Raw genomic sequence first — 19,978 nt, 5'->3', positions numbered from 1 at the left:
ATATATTCAATTAATAAAGCACCAAATGGCGATACATACTATAATCTAATTATAAGACAGTCTAAGCATTGCGATAGGTCTTAGAAATAATTCATAAGTACTTATTAATTAAAATTATTTATAATGTAATGACACTTATATTTAAATTAATTAATTTTTCTTTAATGTGATTTTTTATGAAAAACAAAAAGCAAAAAGTAATAAACCCTATCCTTACAGTAGAAATGGATGAAATGAAATTTTCTAATCAAAAAACCATTACTTTATCTACTTAAGGAGTAACTGCTTGCATTGTTTTCGCTGCTCAAGGTCAATATTGGTATGATGACGATCTTATATCATTTTGCGGATTATACCATTGGTCTGGCTTTGAGACTGAGGTCCTGAATACCGACGCTGCGATTTCAGATACATTAGATGATTTTTTTTCGTCTATGGCAAATGAGCTTAACATCGACGATGAATCACTAATAGAAATTAATAAACTAATGTTTATTGGTGGAGAACGTCGGCAATATGATAATGAAGGTCAAATCCTCTTATCAGGTACTGAAAAAGAGGTAGAGAGTTTAACGGATATAGTTAAGACTTATGATTTTACGGCGGTAGATATTGATATCGATGAAAATAACATAGAGCATCACCATTTCCTTACTTCAGGGGAACAGTCATTGACAGTTAAAATAAGCTTGAATGAATTAAACTATGAAATTAAAAATTCTGATGAGCTGGAGGAAAGATATAATAACCAAGAATTTCCTAACCCCTTTTAATATTAAAGTCACTATTAAATAATAAAAGGAATTATTGTCTCTGCATATAGCTATTCTAAACTATGACAAAAGTTCGTATAGATATGCCTCTCAGTACTAAACTTTCTATAAAAAATAGATTATCAGGTAGTAGGTACTATAAAGTGGTCTTTAAATCCAGGAAGCTATGGCTGCTGTAGATAGATTAAATTAATCAAAACAAAGGTTAAATAACTAACGGTTTTTATTAATTTTAAGGAATGATTAAGTGGATTTAATAATAAGTCCAAATTACTGGTTCAAATACTTTAGATAGTAAAAGCAGGGCACTCAGCTTAAACCATCTTCAGCTAGGTAGCCTTGATGAAGCATAGCGCAATCAAGGTATATTTTCAAATAGCAGGTTGCAATAAGATTAAAACTAAAATTTAACCGATAGGAGCGGTGGGAACAGATTCAGCCTCCCAACATACTTTATCTCCAATAATTGGAGATTCTATTTGAGAAGAAATATCATTTATTTTGTCTAAATATTCATTTAAGGAATTAAAATCATAACCTTTAAATTTATATTCTGCCAACATGGAAGAAATTGTATTGGCTTCTGGATTGAGACTTATTGATGTTATTTTTGTACTTTGAGTTATAAGAAGCTCATTAGATAAAGTTAAATGAGCACGAGCAGTTGCAATGTTAGATAAATAAGTTTCAACTGGCGCTAGGCATAATTGTTCGATTTTTATACGTTGAACTTCTATCAAGGCTAAAATTAGATGATCGATACCATCTCTATGAGACTTATCATTAAACAGGTATGCTTCACGTAGATAATTTAGTATTTCTTTAATTTTTTTAATTTGAGAGTCTTTTGAGCTAAGTTGCTGTATCTCATTGCTTACTATATTTAAAAAAAATAAAACTACATGTGGGCAGTTAAATGCGATTCCTATTTTCAAATGTTTACTTTTATTCAAAAAATCAATCGACGAAATCAAACCATAGTTCTGCTTAATTATGTGATAATCCAGCAGAGTCTGATTCAATATCCACAGAGCAAAACTAGACTTTTGGGGCTCATCAAATAGCAATAGAATTGATGAATCTGTTAGCACTGATTTAGGATTGATTTTTTTAAATCCATTAATTAATGTTTCGTTAACTATATGCGATACTGTCGATGCATGGATCGTGTTTAATAAATCCTGCATATTAGAAATCTTAAAGCTATTAAAGGATTTAACAAGATCTTGATATTCTAACTCCAAATCATTCATTATCGGTATCTCCTAAATCCAATTTCTATGAATATAACAATTTACTTTCATCCAATTCGGCAATTGATTTTTCATGGAGTTCTTTAGTCGGTCTTTCTTCAAGTTGGACTTCCTTTAACATCGCAGACAAGGATACAGTTAGTTTTTCCCGCACCTCATAATTAATATTTTCCGACTCGTTCTCATTAGCATAACTGAAATTCTGCTCAATTCTTCCTTCTAGCTCAATAATTCTTCTCATGTTCTGAACTATTTCTTTCTCAAATATAAGCAGTTCGTCTACTGTAGGTTTTTGTAAAAATCGGCCCATTCCATTAATTAATATTTTAATAATCGTGCATTTATCGCCTGTTCCAAAAATATTTTCAGTAAGTTGGGCAGGGACTAACCCATGTTTAATAAGTTCACGATTTAAAAGTATTTTTCCTAAAGATCGCCCGTTGCCATCACCAAAAGGGTGTACTCTTATCAATTCTTGAATAAAATCAACAATTCGTTGCAATTTTTGTATATTACTTCTTAACCTTTCGAGATCTCTATTATATTCTCTAATAAGTTCATTTAATTTTGTGATTAATGATTCACCTTTTAACAAGGTCTTTAATCGACTTCCTTCAATTTTGTAAGCAATACTATAAGACTTACTGGTTAAAATTTCATACAAACCTTGGCTTTGTTCAAGGGTAATGCCAAATCCTGTATCGTCGAGGCGTAAATGTCCGGGGACAACTTCTTCTTTTAAACCCCTAACATTGGTTGAAGCACGTTTATGAATTTCTAAAATTATCTTTAAATTGAGCGGTTGTCCTAGATTTTTTTCAGAAATAGCATAGGCAAAAGCGTTAGCTAAGGCAATAAGGTTACCAGGCTCTACTTCCTCCCCCCGCTTTAATCGCTCTATGCCTTCTTTTCCTTTATTAGATTCACACTCAAAAAATAGACGATAACACTTTACATCGCTTCTTATACTATTAATATTTTGACGGGTGTGAACCCACTGCTCGAGTAATTTTACATATCTTTCACTAAGAGGTTCATCTTTTGCTCGCAATATAAGTTTAAGTAAAATATTCGAATTTTTGGTAAATGCATCTTCCCAATAACCTTTATTGGCATCACTTATAATTTTTTCATCAATTAATTGGTCAAGCGAAACAGTTATAAAGAAATCTAGGTTTTTTAAAAAATCACCTGATAACTTTTGTAAGTATATGTCTATTTTCCTGGGATGAGCATTGACACCTTTACTAATTTCATTCATGAAACCCGTAAAGTCAACTATAAAACTACTATTAAATTTCTCTCTTATTTTCATTATAAAACTACATCAAATAAATCTCAGTATAGGATTGGTGTATCTTCCTGAAATCTTCAAACTGTATTAATGAACAGCCAATTGATATAAAATTTTTTTGATAGTATATATTTTTTACCTTAAATAAATATTAAGAGGGCGACCCAAAACTGGATTATCCTTTGCTCAGGATAATTTTGAAGACAGTAAATAAATAACTTAATGACTTTTAAAATAGTTTTTTATAATTATTTTTGCCAGTAAAGAAAATTATACGAACAGAGCGGCGCTCTAATCGCTTTATTAATAGTTTAGAATTTAATTTAAGTAAAATTACTATTCGATGACGAGAAGCATCAAGCTTTTGTGAAAATTTACGATGTGGGGCAGGTAAGGATATAACTAATGCTTATTGAATTCATCTCTTACTATGCTTCAATTAAGCATGAAAGGGGTTTTATCACTAAAAATCTAATCTGATATGGGCAGGTAACTCAATATAAATTATATAAAATTTATATTTAAATAAATCACAGTGATAAAATAAAATGAGTTTTTTGCAAGTATAATATTAGAGCAAACAAATGGTGCGATGCAGATTGCTAAAAATACAAATCTTGAGCTTACTCAACGCCGTAATAAATTAAGCTATATTTATAGCAAAGAAAACCAAACCATACAAAATCCTGATGAATTCATAGAAACGCTACAAGCATTTATCGAAGAATTTAAGAAAATATTAATCAATTTAAAAAAACTACACTCGATGAAAAGCAAAATTAAGCGATGTTGACTAATCGGGCTAAAAAATTTAAAAGAATACAAAGTTTTATTGAAAGATAGTAGATGCCTAATTTAATAGCCCCCTAAGTCTGATTATTGTGATAATCAGACTTAGGGGATTGGCATGAAAGAGTGCTAATAATTAATAAAAAACAACATTTATAAGCTAGTAAGTTTTCTCATCTTCCTGCAGCGAAGCTTCGAAGATTTCCAAATTCAGTTTTAATTTCCTTATCTTTCTTAGCCTGTAATTCACCAAAAGGCTCTGGCTGTTTTAAATCTGCTCCTTTTTTTCCTTTTACAGAGGTATTATTAAATTGAATTTCTTTTTTAATATCAGAATTTTTACAACAAGCATCTAATTCAGTTTTATAGGCAAGTAGATATGTTTTATAAGAATGCCTATAAGTATTACCTTTAAGCGTACTTATATCTTTAACAGCTTTATTTGCCAAACTTTGCAACGCAGCTTTATAGACTAATTCTAAAGCTTTATCACTTAAGCCTTCCTCACTAGTGTTAAATGGAGATCCTACTTGTAGCGTATTAATAATACTCTGCATAACTTCATTATCGTTCTGCCAATTTTGTAAATGATGAGTAGCTCTATCTCTTCCTTTTGAGCCATGATGATGAAAGAAAGTCATTCCTGCATTAATGGCATAACTTTGATAAGCATCCACATAATCTTCAAGTCGTGCTTGAGCTTTTTGGATATTCCCAATAAGATTAACCAGCGTTGTAACTCGTAAAAGAATATGGTCATTAAAATCTGAGTCTGGTAGCCTACCTAGGAATTGTTGCATCAACTCTTTAAAAGGACCATTCGGTTGGGTATTAATTATCTGGCTAACTTCTTTTTTGATTAGCAACTTTGTTGCAAGAAGTAAAGCATCATCTAATGAAATATTTTGCTTATTACTTACGAACTTTAAAGGAATAAATCTATGCTTATCATAGTGAGTAAGCAATGTTGCCGCCCTTCCTGTTGGCATTTGCTCTTTAGTTTCTAAAACTAATTCTTCTATAGATAGATCATCACGTTTAGGTATAGCTTGAGAAAGTAATCTGGCATCTGATTCACTAATATTATTCAAATTAAAACGCAAAGATTTAACCTTTATTTGCTTTGCTTCTAAAAACTTTAGTACTTCTACAATAGATTTAGCATCTAGATTTGGACTCACAAAACTTATACTCGTAAAATTTCTGCTTATATTAGCAAAAAATGCTTTCACGCCTTCACTATCAAAACGGCCCTGTAGAGTTAACTCTTCTACACCACTTGCTGAGAGTTGGCTACTTACATGAGCTAATCCTTCGTTGTCAAATCTACCGGCTAATTCTAATTTTTTAAGGCTTTTATTTTTGTTTAGCGACTTAGCAAGTAAGGAAATAGAATCATTATTTAATTCATCTTCGCTTGTTAACACTAAATACTCTAGTGTAGTATTTGTTCGTAAACCTAATGAAAAACTTGCTAAATCCGCTGTTAATAAAACATTATTTAAATCTAACTTTTGGCAAACACTACCCCGACCTACTAAGAGAGGAATAGCAACAGATAATTGGCTTAAATGACTTCGCTTACGTACAGTAAAATCGTTAAAGCTTAAACTGGTTATTAAGCTCCTCTGTCTGCCAATGAAAGTATTTATTTCTATAGCAATCTCTTTGGTAAGAAAATTGTCTTTAAAAATTATTTCTATTTCCTGACCTGGCGAAGGCTGAAAGTAATTATTTAAAATTGCAAAATCCTCTTCAAGTTCTGTTGGTGTTTCTGGCGACTTAGAGCGAGAGGATAAATTAATCTTTCCATCATTAAAGCGTTGCAATCCTTTTTCGATAGCCTGTAGCTCTTCTTTTGTAAGTTGTTGTAAGGGACTATTTATAAGGTTTAAATTTACAGAAGTAGATTGAGCTAATAATTGAGCTGCCGCTTTCTTTGTTACAGGATTTTTACTTTCCAAAATAAGATTACTAATATGAGTATTATGAGCTAAAGTAGCTCTGATCTCTTTAGCTTCCTCTTCATTAATACTAGCTAAATTAAAGTATAAGGATTCTACCTTTATTTGTTTTGATTCTAAAATCTTTAATACTTCTATAATAACTTTAGCATCTAGATTGGGACTTGCGAAACTTAAGCTAGTAAAACTCCTAGTTACATTAGCGAAAAACGCTTCCACACTTTCACTGTCAAAATGGCCTTGTAAAGTTAACACTTCCACACCACTTACTGAGAGCTGGCTACTTAAATGAGTTAATCCATCATTGCCAAATGTGCCAGCTAGCTTTAATTCTTTAAGGCTGCGATTTGTGTTTAGCGACTTAGCAAGCAATGCAACAGAATCATCGTTCAATTCGTCCCTACTAATTAGCACTAGGTTTGATAAAGTAGCATTTTCACCTAATCGACGTGCGATATAAGGGATATCTTTTCCTAACACAACATTATCTAAAATTAATTCTTGGCAAGCGCTATCTTCATCAAACAAAGCAACAATATTTCTTGATAAGTGGTCTTGTTGATATTCGTCTACTTCAACTTCATTGAAGCTTACGCTGCGAATCGAGTGTTTTTGCGCAATAAGGAAAGTAGCAATATGTTCACAAGTAGTTGCTGAAAAGTAATTTCCCTTAAAACTCATATCTATTTTCTGACCCAGCGAAGGCTGAAAATAATTACTTAAAATTGCGAAATCCTCTTCAAGTTCTGCTTCTCTATCTTGTGATACAGAACGAGAAGAAAAATCGAAATTATCATTAACTCGTGCAAGAGTTTGATTGATCCTCGCGAACTCTTTAGGCTTTAAATTACTATTTCTAAGTGTTACTAATGGCAAAGATGATCCGGGTCTTTGCAACTGTAAAATTACAGATGCTTTTTTTTCTATTGGTGTTGTAGTGGATAAAATTAAATCAGCAACCCTTTCTGAATTCTTCGCTATCGCCTCTTTAAGGATTTTAGCATCGCTTTCTGTTATCTCAGGCAAATTAAAGTACAAAGTTTCTACTTTAACATCTTGTGACTTTAAAATAGCTAATATGTCAGCAATGGCTTTAGTACTTAAGTTAGGACTGTTAAAGGTTAAGCCACCAGTAACATTTCGCGTCAGTTTAGCGAAAAAACCTCTTAGGCCGTCGTCATTAAATAGACCCTGCAAGTTTAAATCCTGAATCCCGCTTGCTGAAAATCCTTCGGCTAACGCCATTAACCCATCATTACCAAAATTACCCTCTAATTCTAACATATTTAATGTTCTATTATCCGTAAAAGACGCAGCTAATACTTGCAGAAAATTATCTTTTAGCTGCTCATTCTTATCTGTGAGAATTAATGTTTTTAAGCTAGTATTATGCGCTAAGTCCTTGCCTAGTATCATTAAATCATTCTCAAGCATGACATCTTCTAAAACTAACATTTCACATACATTATCCTTTGCTTGATCTTTCAAGTTAAGCTCTTGTACATGGTTTAATGATGGTTTTTCCCCAAAAACAACCAAAGTACCAATCTCAGCCGTTAAATCTACTGACTTTACTGTTTGATTCTCTGTAGATGAAGCAGGTACTTCTGATGATTTCCCACTAGCCAAAAGCCTAAGAACGCTGGCAGATAAACTCTGCTTATCGTGAAATTTAACATTCTTAATAACTAAGCTTTTAATAGTCGTACGATTTGCTGCAATAAAAGTTCCTAATACTTCACCACTTAATTTTGAAAATTCATTGTTATTAAAAGTTAAATTAATTTTAAAAATTGGATCAGATTCATAATATGTGTCTAAAACTGCGATATCTTCCTCTAACTCTTGATGATTAGAAAAATCTAAAACGTCTGGGCTGAATTTACTCCACAAATTTTGATATCGGTTATAATTGGGTACGTTTATAGATTGATTTATCAATTGATAAAAATTTGTCAGAAGTGGCATCCGATAATTTTGCGCTTGAAAATTACCAGCAAAAAAAGTTTGTTGCTGGGCGATACTCATCAATTTAACTCGATTTTTTTCAGTCAAATTATCTAACAATTGAGGAAGGAATTGAGGATTAAGCGCCATAGCTTCCATAATCAAATCAGGTAAATAATTGATCCTTATTGGATTTAACTTAACTTCATTACAAAGAGCTGCTAAAGCTTTAATACCTGCTTTATGATTTAGAACTGGGATAATATAATTATTTAAAATTAAATTCGCTAAAACATAGTGCTTAGGCTCTCCGCTCAATTTTTTTACTTCAAGCCATAATTTAATAAAGATAGTAAGGTTATCTTGTGCATTATCACCAGATTTTAATTTATCCAAGATCAAGCTTGGAATTTCTGATGGCTCTGTAAGTGGTTGAAGATTAATATCATACAAACATTGATCTTCATTCATTAAAATTTTTGTTAAATCCTCAATTGAATTATTAGGATTAGTTAGTGCATCATTTAATGTATTAAGCGTTGTAATTTCTGAGTTTACAACTTTAAATACTTCGTCGCTTCCTGTTTTATCTGGGTGATAACGTAAGGCAAGTTTCTTACCTAGATTTTTTATGTCAAACGAAAAGATATCACTTGGAGAAGTGAGATCGGGTTTATTAGATTTATTGGATTTAGCTACATAAAACTGTAAACAACTTAACGCAGCCTGCGCTGTTAAGGAACTTACCTTAATATCTGAAAATTCAATTTCAGTACTAAGTTTGAATTCATTTCGTAATTGATGTAAGTGAAGATTAGTGGTGTCATCTACCTTTATAGTGTGAACGCCGCATTGTTGCGCTTCTCTAATATTCGGCGTACTATCATCAACCAGATAAGTTTTAATCGTTTTATGCTTTGCTGTTAAACTACCTAATAGAACACTTTTATTAATTCCTCCCGAGTAAATGCTTTCTGGTGGAAATATTTTAACGGCCTCCTCTCCAAACATTTCATACAAAGTATCATAAATTAAATCAGGGGTACGACAGTTACTAACTATACTAAGCTTAATGTTAGGCTTGCTGGCTAGCTCTCTTAAAATTTTTACAGTATCTTCCCGAAAACGAATATTTTGTCTGATATAGTTATAATAAGCTTCTGAGGGTTTAGGTGGAACATTGTCCCAGTTAGTATGGCTTAATGTAAGGGTTTTATCAAAATCAATAGCAACAATAGTTACTAATTCTTCACGTATTTTTTCAGGGTCATTTCTATAGTTCGTTTCGACTTCATTGGCAGGAATAAAATTAATTGCTATTTGTGTTTGTATTTGTGTTTCTGATGATAGTACATTAACATCAAATGCCTCACAGAAATAGCCAACAACTAAAAGCTCATTACCATCTTTGTCAATTTTTTTTCCAAAATAGCAGTCCCCTGGCTTGTAATTTTGTAATTTCTGCATTTTGCTGACCAGCGCTTGATCATCAATCTCCTCATAGTAAGCAGCCGCTTTATCCATAAAAACTGGAGAGATTTTTTGAATTGGTGCAGGTTGGGCAACTCGATGTTGAGCTGGAATAAATTGGTTAATATCCCACAAAATTTTAGTAATAGCGTTAGCTAAATTAGCTTGGCTCACAGAAAGTTGCAGCAATTTATCGCTTAAATCTTTAAAGTTTTCTCCCATATGAAGATAACTTAATGAAAAAAATCTATCTAATTCATTTTTAATCTCAGCTGTTGAATTGTTATTGCTGCTTAAATAAGTTAAAGCGAATTGCTTTAATTGTTCTTTTTCAGATTTTAAAATAGCCTCTAAATTTCTTACGGAAATAACTAACCTATATTGATGTCCATCTCTACTTTGAATAACCTCTGAGAGTAGTGTTGGATATAATTGATTTAAGTAAGAAGAAATTTGTTGTAAATCAGCTTCAGAATGGTTTGTATTCGTTACAATTTGCGATTCACGAGCGCCCCAAACATTAGTAGGCCACCCTGTTTTTTGGGATAAAAAGGCTATAAAATCCTCATTTCTTTCTTCCGCTATATCTGTCCTTTCTACCTGTTTAGCTTCGTAGTCTTTTAATTTATTACTTTGTATTAAGTAAGTTCTAACATTTTGTTTTGCTATAACTAATCGAAAGTGACCTAGCGATTTTTTGCTCTCTTCAATGGTTAACACAAGCCCCGGGTGCACCTTTTTAATTGTGGTAATAAGTCCTTCTAATTGAGCTTTATTACCTATTTTAAGTTCGCTAACTAAATTTCCAGTTGTTTTACGATAGTGCCAATCATTAGCTCTGGAATTGGTTATTTGAGCTAAAAAAAGAATTTCCGGTTTGGCTGAATAAAAAATAGGAAGCACTTGCATTTGACCGTTTTTATCACGCGATATTAATACTTTATACTCATCTTCATGGTGCTTGCCGCGCACTCTTTTAATAAGAGGGCCACCACCATAGCGACTCACTTCATGAATACGACCGAATATATCACTTTTTACAAGATGGCTATGCCATAGATGTTCATTTAAATTTGCTGCCAAACTTTTCTCAAGACCTTTACCAGAAAAGCAGGTAACCATGCTAATAGTAAGCTTCTCTTCTACACTATTTTTAATTATATATTGGCTGCTACCACGGGAATTTTGTGATAATATTTTCTTTGTACCCTTAGCTAATAAATCAGCCAATCTATCTACAGGCCAAGAAACTGGATCACCATTTTTATCTGCTCCTACTATATAGGTAGGATTATTAGGATCTCCATGACCAACAAGGTAAATAAGAGTCCTTGAGTCAACTTTTTTTTCTAATTCCTTAACGTATTTATCTTCAAATGCAGAGACTGCTCTTTGAAAAGAAAAATCATCAGGGTAATTTGCACGTAAAGGATAGCTATCCAAATAGATGATATCACTAGGCCTATTAAGCTCTTCCGCTCTCTTAGTAAGCATATAAGCAGTGCCACCTTGTCTAGGAAAAGATGTTTGATCTTCGCGACTGTGAGGATGTTGCAAGCTAATTATAATTTGTCTAGAATAGTTCGGCATAGATACTGTAAAAAAATAGAATTAACTATACGCAATTTTTATTAACGTTTTCTTAAATTTAATTTAAATATAGATATTAAGGTGTAGGATTATTTGATGCCGATTCTGAGCAACAACTATGGCTTAGGGCATCATTTTCTCGTTGTAAAGCTTCTAAATTATCTTTTGTTGGCATTTCTAACATTGTTTTGGCTAAAATACTAAAAAAAGATAGCCTTTTTTCCATATCTTCGTTTCGCTCAAGCTTTCTTTCTTTTGATAGTACTGGTGATTTATTTAGGGATTTTTGAGTTTCTTTTGATTGTGACATACCAAGTACTCCAGTATAAAAATAGCCAATCTAGTTAATATATATTAATAACGCTTCAAAAAAAAGCCGCCTGATGTGTTTTTCAACACCGCATTATTGTAAAAAATTTAATATATTTATAAATTTTTTAATCCCATTTATCTCAAATACTCCAATTAGCTTAATTTTTTCTTAATAATCTTTGGTTAAGCTAGGCATTTTTAATAGCCTTATACCAAACATACAATAAGGTAGCTTTAATTGGAGTTTTATTATGTTGTCTGTAATAAAAAATATAACTAAAGTAAAATCAATCAGGCCCGTAGACAGTGTTTTTCCAGAGCCAATGTCAAATCCTTATATTAAATCAACAAGATTTGACTCTAAGGGCTTTAGTTTTGTGCCTAAGCAAAATTTTACAACCAATAATAAGCAGAATGATAACCGCTCGCTGCTTCCTAATGTAAAGCAATGGCAAAAGGTAACACAAAAGTATCAACAAGAGTTTTCTGCCTTTTTTAAATTAGAATTAAAGCAAGAGAAGCAGGAAAAACAAGAAAAATTGCATCAAATCACTCCAAAGCGTAAAGTACCCCCCACTCCTGGCTTGTTTAAAAAGCAAAGTAAGAAAACTTGGGGCGTGAAAAAAACTGATAAAAAAAATCAGGGTATGACGCCTAATGAAGCGGCGAATAAAATTTTAGATTTATCTTTAGCTCAAACAAGAAAATATTTAGGTAGTTGTGCTAAATTTGTTGAATATCCAATTAAAATTTATGTGCGTGCACGATTGGAGCAAATCTTTACCTTTCTCGCCGAAAATGGTCGGGTTAATGAATATATAGTTAATAATTTTTCGTATTACGCACTGCAATTATTTTGTTTATTATCTCTCATCTACCTGTGGGAGAAAGAGCGCGATCAAAAAGATAAAATAAACAATCTTGAAAACGAAATTGAAGAATTACAAGAACGGTATGGTGAAGATGTACTAGCACATCAAGGTATTCGCGAAAAAATTATAAAAAAGAGTGAAAAACTTTTAAATTATCAGCAAGAAGCAAAAAAATATGAAACGATACTTGCAAAAGTTAAAGAAGCACAAACGATATCACAAAAAGAACAATCAAGTTTAACTTATATTAAAGAAAATGTAAGTGCCTGGATGACAACGCCTGATGAGCGGCAAGACAAGCAAGTTATTAATTATTTAACTCAACAAAATGATGAGGCGGCACAACTAACTTTAAGAGCACTGGATAAGGCAGGTAGAGTTAGATCTTTAGTGATTAAATCTGAAGATAAATTAGAGGATTTAGATAAAAAAATAAATAAGGCAGAAAAAGAAGTAGCAAACCTTATAACTTCTGCTACTAGGTATGCTGAACACATAAAATGTATCGGAACAAAACATGATGAAAAATTGACAAAGCTTAAAAATACTATAGGCTTCTCATTTTTTAGCCAATATAAAGAGACAATAGATAATCAACATTTATCCCATGAAGAGCCTTTCTCTTCAATCAGAATTAGAACTGATAATTAAGATTATTAATAATTAATTAAGGGGGTAAACTATTATTTACCCCTACTTTAAGAAAGAGATAATTCGTGAGAGCAATATTTCTCTTCGTAAAAATTTAATAAAAAGAAAATAAATAGCTTACCTTATAAATTAGTCTCTTTTAGATAGCATCATTTGGTATTTCTGCTTTTATTAATTGAAGTTCTTTTTTGGCGTGCTCTAATTCAGTTTTAATACGCTCTAATTCCTGTTTTCTATTAGCCAACTCTGTTTGAAGAGTATTTATATCTTCTACTTGAAAACCCTGAACATTACTTAAGTTATTTAATGTTTCATGCGCGCTAAAAATGTCCTTGGAAAAACAAATTACTTTGTAATCAAGATCAAAAATTAATTTAACAGGATTGGTAATCGGTAAATCAACAATAATTTGTGGATCCGTACCAAAACAAATTGCTTGTTGCTCTGATAAATAATTAAACCCTATTAAGGTAAATGCACACTCATAAATAATACCATTAGCATCAGCAACTTTGACTATTGGTTTTTTTAAGCATCCAGGATGTGAAGAAGGATCAATACGTAGACGTTTTATTTCAACCTTAGGTAACGTCACCGTGTGTTTACCATAACTTAAGATAGGTAAACTTTCCTCTTGATTAAAATCTTTACCTGTATCATAAAATATCTCCATTCTTAAAGGTTCTTTAAGTTTATCTATTTGATATTCGCTTAAAGAGGAGTTTGCATCTACTATTTCATAGATATATTGGTAAACATGACCATTTGGCTTTCTAATTAAAGTATTTACAACACCTTGATTAAATTCTAAGTAAGAGCGATGAAATTCAGTGTCTGGCGGCGCTAAAAATATTGCATCGATATCTACGGCCTTATATCCAGCTGCCTTAATCATCTTATCGATGGAATTTTTAGTGAAAAATCTAATATGCGTGTCATCTAATAATCCTGTTGACTGATATTCAAATTTGTCATTGATTAAATTCATTATTACCACGTTATTGGCAATATTTGGAATTGAGAGCAAAATGCGACCTTCATCTTTTAGAAAGGATCTAACTTCAGCAAGCGCTCGCCAAGGATTATAAAGATGCTCTAAAACATCAGCAAAAATAATATAATCAAATTTTAAATTATCAAATTCAATTTTCCATTGATAGTCTTCAATATTGCTAACTAAAATTCGTTCACAATATTGTTTTGCATCGTTTGCTGCCTGTGCATCTAATTCAACTGCAAAAACTTTACAATTTAATTGTTCTCTCATGTATTTAGTCATAACGCCATGCGCTGAACCAAATTCCAATACCATACTGTTTGGACTGATTTTACTCAAAATCTTAGATTGACTACTAAAGTAATTATGTTCTAAAGTGGTATTATATTTGCTCATAGTTATACTCTACTTCATCTTGATATAAGGTAACAATACAGGCATCAATTAAATCTTTAGAAATCACTTTTATGGTTGTAGCTACATGTATCCAATGTTGTTGATTATGATTTAATTGAGTACCGGTCGATAAAGCGACTGTTACAGTATATTCGCCGGGAAAAATTTTAGGCACTTCAAAGTTAATGATGGTCAAATATTTGCTTTGTTTTGCCATAAAATCTAACGGGTTTTTATACATATATGAATTAAAAGTTAGAATTTCTGTGTTTAAACGGTCCTTTAATAACACGCCAATACCAACATCATATAAATCTTCAAAGGCAATCATTTCGCAAACAAATTTCGCTTTTTCACCTTGTCGTAAAAGGGTTGTTAGATTACCTAAGCTATCTAAAAATCCTATTTTTAGAATGCGAGCTTTATTTTCACCAAAACTTTCTAAGCCCTCCGTAGGAATTAGTTTTTCTAAAAGTTGTTGTTTATCCAATAAATGGGACTCATTAGTTAAATCCTCTAATTGACAGGGCGTCTCAGGCAGCAATCCATAAACTGAATAAGACATATAAGAATTTGTTACTGTTTTCGTTTCACCTTCCATGTATTTTTTGCCATCTTTTAACCAAATGGCCTTGGTACAAAATTTATTAATAGCCTGGATGTCATGACTAACAAATAAAACTGTAACACCCTTTTCTAAAATAGACATCATTTGCCGAATGCATTTATTTTGAAAACCGGCATCGCCTACGCTAAGCGCTTCGTCCACAATTAAAATATCAGGTTCTACATGAATAGATACGGCAAAAGCTAAACGAGCAAACATACCTGATGAATAGTTTTTTACTGGCTGATAGGCAAACTCTCCTATTTCAGCAAAAGCAAGGATCTGTTCGGCCATTGAGTCTATTTGTTGTCGAGTAAATCCCATTAAATTGCCTTGAAAATAGATATTTTCTATACCTGTGTAATTAGGATTAAACCCAGCACCAAGTTCAAGAAGCGCTGCAATACGACCATTAACTTTGACATGGCCTGATGTAGGAGTTAGGACACCAGTTATAATTTTAAGTAATGTTGATTTACCAGCACCATTTTTACCAAGAATGCCAACACATTCTCCTTTCTTAATTTCAAAATTTATATCATTTAAAGCATAAAATTCGCGGTGATATCTCTTTTTAAGTGGATGTAGAGCTTCTTTCATGCGATCTAAAGGGGTATTATATAATTTATAAGCTTTAGATAAGTTTTCAACTTTAATTGCTATATCATTTGTCATCTCTATCTCTTATAAAACATCAGCAAAATGCGGCCGTAATTTATTAAACGCTATATTGCCAAAAAAAACGCATACTAAAACAAAGAGCCAAAAATAAATCATTTGATCATAGCTATGCCAAAATGGTATCTGATTAATTATCGTAGTACGAAAACCTTCTATGATATAGCTAAAGGGGTTAAGTTTAATAAAGTATGAATAATTACCACTTAACATATCTTTATTCCACATAATCGGTGTGGCCCAAAATAAAACTTGCATAACAACTATCAATATTTGACCCACATCAGACCAAAAAGGCATGATTGCTGAGATAAGAAGCCCCAGGCTTAAGCTAATAGCTATAATGCATCCCATATAATAAATAAGTTGTAACCACCAGACATTGGGATAAAACCCATAGGCGATGCAGACACAGATTAAAAAAGACAAAAAAATTAGATTCACTAAGATTGCAGAACCAACCTTCACAATAGGCAATAATTTAACCTCAAATACAATTTTTTTTACAAAAAAAGACTGAGAAACAATTGCATTACTTGAACTGATAATAGCTTCATTAAGTAAAAACCAGGGTACCAATCCTGCTAACAGCCAAAGTAAAAAAGGAACATTTGCTACAGCGCTAATTCGAAAACCATGGGTAAACACAAACCAATAAACAGCCACCATAACTAAGGGCTGAATAAAAGCCCAAATTATACCAAGATGATGTCCCAAATAACGATCTTTAAAATCGGATTTAATAAGACTGATCAACATCCTGCGATTTTTAAATGTTACAACTGCCAGATTCATATTATCTTTACCAATTAATAAATTTAAATATTATAAAGAATAGTAGCTTACCTGGAAAATGAAGTTTTGGAGACTATTTTTTCAAATAATACTGCTTAAAACCCCGCATGTATACTTAAAATTTTAACTTTATAATATTTAAAAAATCATTAATTAGTAAAAGGATTTTAAAAACAACAAAATAGCTTTTTGAATATGCAGGCGATTTTCACTTTGTTTAAAAATAATGGACTGAGAGCTATCTGGTAACGTTGTAGAAACTTCCTTGCCCCGCTCCATAGGCATACAATGCATAAAAACAGCTTCAGGTTTAGCCTGACCCATTAATGCCTCATTAACTTGAAAATTAGCAAAATTACTTTGAGATGTTTGCCCTTCAAAGCCCATGCTAACCCATACATCCGTATAAACAGCCTGCACATTTTGCACAGCCAAAGCAGGTGTTGTAAAACAATGAATCTGGTCAGGAAATAATTTTTTACTTTCCGACAAAATTGTTGCATCAGGCTCATGCCCTTTAGGACAACAATAATGAATCGTTATCCCAACACGTGGGGCCATAATGAGTAAGCTATGCAAGATGTTATTGCCATCCCCAATGTAGGCTAAGGTTAATTCATTAAGCTTACCGAAATGTTCTTTCAACGTTAGTAAGTCAGCCAATATTTGACAAGGATGATATAGGGCTGTTAATCCATTAATGATAGGGATAGTTGCATATTGCGCCATCTCTTGTAATTGCTTGTCTGCATGCGTCCTTATCATGACAAAATCGCAATAACCGTTTAATACACGTATAAAATCTTTAGGTTCTTCTGTTTTCCGCGTGTTACTAATACTTTCAACAGCTATGCCGCCTAATGTTTCTATGGCTAAATTAAAACTCAAGCGTGTCCTAAAAGAAGGTTTTTCAAAAATCATGGCTAATACTTTCTTTTCTAGCGTATTTTGATAATTGCTTGGATTTCTTTTCATGTTATCTGCTAAGCACAATATATTTTCTATATCAGCTGCAGATAGCTCTTTACCCGTTAAAAGGTGCTTCACATTAACAACGTGAGTTGCAGAACTCTTAGGATAAATATTATTAGCTAAATTAAGCAATGCCATTGCTGCTCTCCTGTAAAATCTCTTGTAACGAGCAATTTTTTTCAATAGCTTTAGCAACCCACGCGCCTACTTGATGATGCGCATCTCTAAAAGGCATCCCTTTTTGCACTAATGTTTCTAGAACTGCGGTTGCATCTAAATAACCATGCTCTGCTTGGCTTTTCATCTTAGCAGTATTAAAGGTTAAGCTTTCTAAAAAAGGAGCAAGAATATTCAAACAAGAGGTTAAGGTTAGAACAGTATCAAATAAGCCTTCTTTATCTTCTTGCATATCTTTATTGTAAGCTAAAGGTTGGGCTTTCATCACTGTTAAGATACCCATTAAATGCCCGAAAACACGGCCAGTTTTACCACGTATTAATTCTAAAATATCGGGATTTTTCTTATTAGGCATTAGAGAAGAACCAGTAGCAAAGGCATCATCTAAGATTAAGAAATTAAATTCTGTGGTTGCCCAAAGAATAAAATCTTCACACATCCTGGATAAATGCACCATAGTAATACTAGCAGCACTACAAAACTCTATAATAAAATCTCTATCGCTCACTGCATCTAATGTATTTTCGATAACGCCTTTAAAACCCAATTCTTGTGCAACCCACGGTCTATCTAAAGGCAAGCTACTTCCTGCTAAAGCGCCAGCACCTAAGGGAGAAAAATTCATGCGTTCTTTTAAATCGATAAAGCGGCTTATATCACGTTCAAACATATTTTTATATGCAGCCATATACCATCCTAAAAAAACTGGCTGTGCTTGCTGAAGATGGGTATAACCAGGCATTTTATCCTTAGCATGTTTATCACTTAACTTACCTAAAACAGCAGTAACTTGTTGCAGCAATTTAATGACTTTTTCCGCAGCTTCGCGCGTATAAAGGCGCAAATCGAGGGCTACTTGATCATTGCGACTGCGACCTGTATGTAATTTTTTGCCAACATCACCAATTTTTTTAATGAGTAACTGTTCAATAAACATGTGTATATCTTCAAACTGAACATCTAACTCATGTTGGCCTGTGCTAAGCTCTTGTAAAATTTCATCAAGCGCATAGCAAATTGTATCGGATTCACTTTGAGAAATAATCTCTTGCTTGCCTAGCATTTTTGCATGTGCTTTGCTGCCTAAAATATCATAAGTATAAAGCACATGATCAAAATCTATTGAGGCATTAAATTGAATGGTTAGCGGGTGTAAAGGTTTTTTAAAACGACCGCCCCAAGTTTTATTACTCATGTTTTCCTCCATGCACCATACCAAAGACTTTTGCTGACAAAGAAAATAAATTTATAAAACCAGCTGCGTCTTGCTGATTATAAACTTCGTCTTCTTCGAAGGTAGCAAAGGCAGCATGATGGAGACTGTAAGGGGAAGTCATACCACATGGTATAATATTGCCTTTAAACAGTTTAAGTGTAACAGTACCTGTCATATGTTGTTGAGTGACTGTAACAAAAGCATCTAGTGCTTCGCGCGTCTGTGAAAACCAACGTCCTTCATAAACTAAGTTAGCATAGGTGCCTTGTAATGATTGTTTTAAATGTAAAGTTGCTTTATCAAGGCATAAGCTTTCTAGCATTTTATGGGCTTTATAGAGCACTGCCGCCGCTGGCGCTTCATATACGCCGCGAATTTTCATGCCCACCAGCCGATTTTCAATAAGGTCGGCAACACCAATCCCATGGTTACCACCTATTTCATTCAGTAATTTTAAAAGTTGCACCGGCGATAATTGCTGATTATTAATAGCAACGGGAACTCCTTTATCAAACTCAATACTCAGTTGTTCTGGTTGATTAGGTGTTTGCTCAAGTGGTTTCGTCATCAGTAAAACATCATCAGGACAACTTTGGGCTGGATCTTCTAATACACCACCCTCATGAGAAATATACCAAATATTATGATCACGCGAATAAGGTGCTTTCGGGGTTAAACTTAATTCAATACCATGTTCTTGTGCGTACTCAATGGCTTGTTGTCTTGACTTTATTTCCCAGGTTCGCCAAGGTGCAATGACTTTTAATTGCGGTGCTAAAGCGTTAATTGTGTATTCAAAACGTACTTGATCATTACCTTTTCCGGTTGCACCATGAGCAATGGCTTGAGCTTTTTCTTTTAAAGCAACTTCGACAAGTTTTTGAGCAATAAGGGGTCTAGAAATGGTGCCTAAAATATATTGATCTTCATATAAAGCCCCTGCTTTCATTAAAGGCCATAGGTAATCGATAACAAACGTTTCTTGCACATCTAAAACTAACGCTTTAGCTGCGCCACTTTTTAGGGCCTTTTTTTGAATGGCTGCTAAATCTTCTTGCTGCCCTAAATCACAAATGACGGCAATAATTTCGGCATTTTTATAATTATTTTTTAACCATGGAATCATGACAGAAGTGTCTAATCCCCCAGAATAAGCCAAAACAATTTTTTTAATCGTTACATTCATCATTTTCTCCTCAGTTACCTGCTTAATCTGGACGATTAA

General features: G+C 32.9%; 13 protein-coding genes. 3 read left to right on the top strand and 10 right to left on the bottom strand.

Annotated features, from left to right (window positions below; genetic code table 11):
- Nucleotides 1-434 precede the first annotated feature (434 nt).
- Nucleotides 435-773: a hypothetical protein gene (locus DYH30_RS07665; RefSeq protein WP_115331092.1), complete on the top strand. Its 339-nt coding sequence runs from the start codon at nucleotides 435-437 to the stop codon at nucleotides 771-773.
- Nucleotides 774-1,180: 407 nt separating this feature from the next.
- On the opposite strand, the gene DYH30_RS07660 is transcribed toward DYH30_RS07665, so the two are convergent.
- Together DYH30_RS07660 and DYH30_RS07655 are read right to left on the bottom strand one after the other, a co-directional pair.
- Nucleotides 1,181-2,026 carry a hypothetical protein gene (locus tag DYH30_RS07660; protein WP_115331091.1) on the bottom strand — a complete coding sequence of 282 codons (846 nt, stop codon included), beginning with the start codon at nucleotides 2,024-2,026 and terminating at the stop codon, nucleotides 1,181-1,183.
- Between the two features lie 25 nt (nucleotides 2,027-2,051).
- Nucleotides 2,052-3,341, bottom strand: a complete 1,290-nt coding sequence (locus tag DYH30_RS07655; RefSeq protein ID WP_115331090.1) for a Fic family protein — start codon at nucleotides 3,339-3,341, stop codon at nucleotides 2,052-2,054.
- Nucleotides 3,342-3,912: 571 nt separating this feature from the next.
- On the opposite strand from DYH30_RS07655, the gene DYH30_RS07650 reads away from it, so the two are divergent.
- Complete coding sequence (locus tag DYH30_RS07650; protein WP_115331089.1) at nucleotides 3,913-4,113, top strand: hypothetical protein; 201 nt, start codon at nucleotides 3,913-3,915, stop codon at nucleotides 4,111-4,113.
- A 169-nt stretch (nucleotides 4,114-4,282) separates the two neighbouring features.
- Here DYH30_RS07650 and DYH30_RS07645 read toward each other — a convergent pair whose 3' ends face one another.
- Nucleotides 4,283-11,080, bottom strand: a complete 6,798-nt coding sequence (locus tag DYH30_RS07645) for a leucine-rich repeat domain-containing protein (protein ID WP_115331088.1) — start codon at nucleotides 11,078-11,080, stop codon at nucleotides 4,283-4,285.
- A gap of 76 nt (nucleotides 11,081-11,156) precedes the next feature.
- On the bottom strand, nucleotides 11,157-11,390 hold the full coding sequence (locus DYH30_RS07640) for a hypothetical protein (RefSeq protein ID WP_115331087.1): 234 nt from the start codon (nucleotides 11,388-11,390) through the stop codon (nucleotides 11,157-11,159).
- A 253-nt stretch (nucleotides 11,391-11,643) separates the two neighbouring features.
- Between DYH30_RS07640 and DYH30_RS07635 the strand changes: the two genes are divergently transcribed.
- Nucleotides 11,644-12,915 carry a coiled-coil domain-containing protein gene (locus tag DYH30_RS07635; RefSeq protein WP_115331086.1) on the top strand — a complete coding sequence of 424 codons (1,272 nt, stop codon included), beginning with the start codon at nucleotides 11,644-11,646 and terminating at the stop codon, nucleotides 12,913-12,915.
- A gap of 139 nt (nucleotides 12,916-13,054) precedes the next feature.
- On the opposite strand, the gene DYH30_RS07630 is transcribed toward DYH30_RS07635, so the two are convergent.
- The 6 genes from DYH30_RS07630 to DYH30_RS07605 all read right to left on the bottom strand — a co-directional run bounded on the left by DYH30_RS07630 (nucleotide 13,055) and on the right by DYH30_RS07605 (nucleotide 19,939).
- Nucleotides 13,055-14,308 carry a class I SAM-dependent methyltransferase gene (locus DYH30_RS07630; RefSeq protein ID WP_115331085.1) on the bottom strand — a complete coding sequence of 418 codons (1,254 nt, stop codon included), beginning with the start codon at nucleotides 14,306-14,308 and terminating at the stop codon, nucleotides 13,055-13,057.
- A complete protein-coding gene (locus tag DYH30_RS07625; protein ID WP_115331084.1) occupies nucleotides 14,295-15,590 on the bottom strand; it encodes an ABC transporter ATP-binding protein in 1,296 nt (431 codons plus the stop codon). Before DYH30_RS07625 ends, DYH30_RS07630 begins: the two co-directional genes overlap by 14 nt.
- A gap of 9 nt (nucleotides 15,591-15,599) precedes the next feature.
- On the bottom strand, nucleotides 15,600-16,388 hold the full coding sequence (locus DYH30_RS07620; protein ID WP_115331083.1) for an ABC transporter permease: 789 nt from the start codon (nucleotides 16,386-16,388) through the stop codon (nucleotides 15,600-15,602).
- Between the two features lie 153 nt (nucleotides 16,389-16,541).
- Nucleotides 16,542-17,498, bottom strand: a complete 957-nt coding sequence (argF, locus tag DYH30_RS07615; RefSeq protein ID WP_115331082.1) for an ornithine carbamoyltransferase — start codon at nucleotides 17,496-17,498, stop codon at nucleotides 16,542-16,544.
- Complete coding sequence (argH, locus tag DYH30_RS07610) at nucleotides 17,485-18,732, bottom strand: argininosuccinate lyase (protein ID WP_115331081.1); 1,248 nt, start codon at nucleotides 18,730-18,732, stop codon at nucleotides 17,485-17,487. The genes argF and argH overlap by 14 nt, the downstream gene beginning before the upstream one ends.
- A complete protein-coding gene (locus tag DYH30_RS07605; protein WP_115331080.1) occupies nucleotides 18,725-19,939 on the bottom strand; it encodes an argininosuccinate synthase in 1,215 nt (404 codons plus the stop codon). The genes argH and DYH30_RS07605 overlap by 8 nt, the downstream gene beginning before the upstream one ends.
- Nucleotides 19,940-19,978: the final 39 nt, after the last annotated feature.

The organism is Legionella busanensis (assembly GCF_900461525.1).
Taxonomy (GTDB): domain Bacteria; phylum Pseudomonadota; class Gammaproteobacteria; order Legionellales; family Legionellaceae; genus Legionella_C; species Legionella_C busanensis.
Note: the sequence above shows the minus strand (reverse complement) of the source record. Positions and strands in the feature narration are given on the sequence as shown.

Excerpts from the sequence above, each read along its gene's own strand:
- DYH30_RS07665 (WP_115331092.1), top strand. The coding sequence starts at position 435 with ATGGCAAATGAGCTTAACATCGACGATGAATCACTAATAGAAATTAAT.
- DYH30_RS07660 (WP_115331091.1), bottom strand. The coding sequence starts at position 2,026 with ATGAATGATTTGGAGTTAGAATATCAAGATCTTGTTAAATCCTTTAAT.
- DYH30_RS07655 (WP_115331090.1), bottom strand. The coding sequence starts at position 3,341 with ATGAAAATAAGAGAGAAATTTAATAGTAGTTTTATAGTTGACTTTACG.
- DYH30_RS07650 (WP_115331089.1), top strand. The coding sequence starts at position 3,913 with ATGCAGATTGCTAAAAATACAAATCTTGAGCTTACTCAACGCCGTAAT.
- DYH30_RS07645 (WP_115331088.1), bottom strand. The coding sequence starts at position 11,080 with ATGCCGAACTATTCTAGACAAATTATAATTAGCTTGCAACATCCTCAC.
- DYH30_RS07640 (WP_115331087.1), bottom strand. The coding sequence starts at position 11,390 with ATGTCACAATCAAAAGAAACTCAAAAATCCCTAAATAAATCACCAGTA.
- DYH30_RS07635 (WP_115331086.1), top strand. The coding sequence starts at position 11,644 with ATGTTGTCTGTAATAAAAAATATAACTAAAGTAAAATCAATCAGGCCC.
- DYH30_RS07630 (WP_115331085.1), bottom strand. The coding sequence starts at position 14,308 with ATGAGCAAATATAATACCACTTTAGAACATAATTACTTTAGTAGTCAA.
- DYH30_RS07625 (WP_115331084.1), bottom strand. The coding sequence starts at position 15,590 with ATGACAAATGATATAGCAATTAAAGTTGAAAACTTATCTAAAGCTTAT.
- DYH30_RS07620 (WP_115331083.1), bottom strand. The coding sequence starts at position 16,388 with ATGAATCTGGCAGTTGTAACATTTAAAAATCGCAGGATGTTGATCAGT.
- argF (WP_115331082.1), bottom strand. The coding sequence starts at position 17,498 with ATGGCATTGCTTAATTTAGCTAATAATATTTATCCTAAGAGTTCTGCA.
- argH (WP_115331081.1), bottom strand. The coding sequence starts at position 18,732 with ATGAGTAATAAAACTTGGGGCGGTCGTTTTAAAAAACCTTTACACCCG.
- DYH30_RS07605 (WP_115331080.1), bottom strand. The coding sequence starts at position 19,939 with ATGAATGTAACGATTAAAAAAATTGTTTTGGCTTATTCTGGGGGATTA.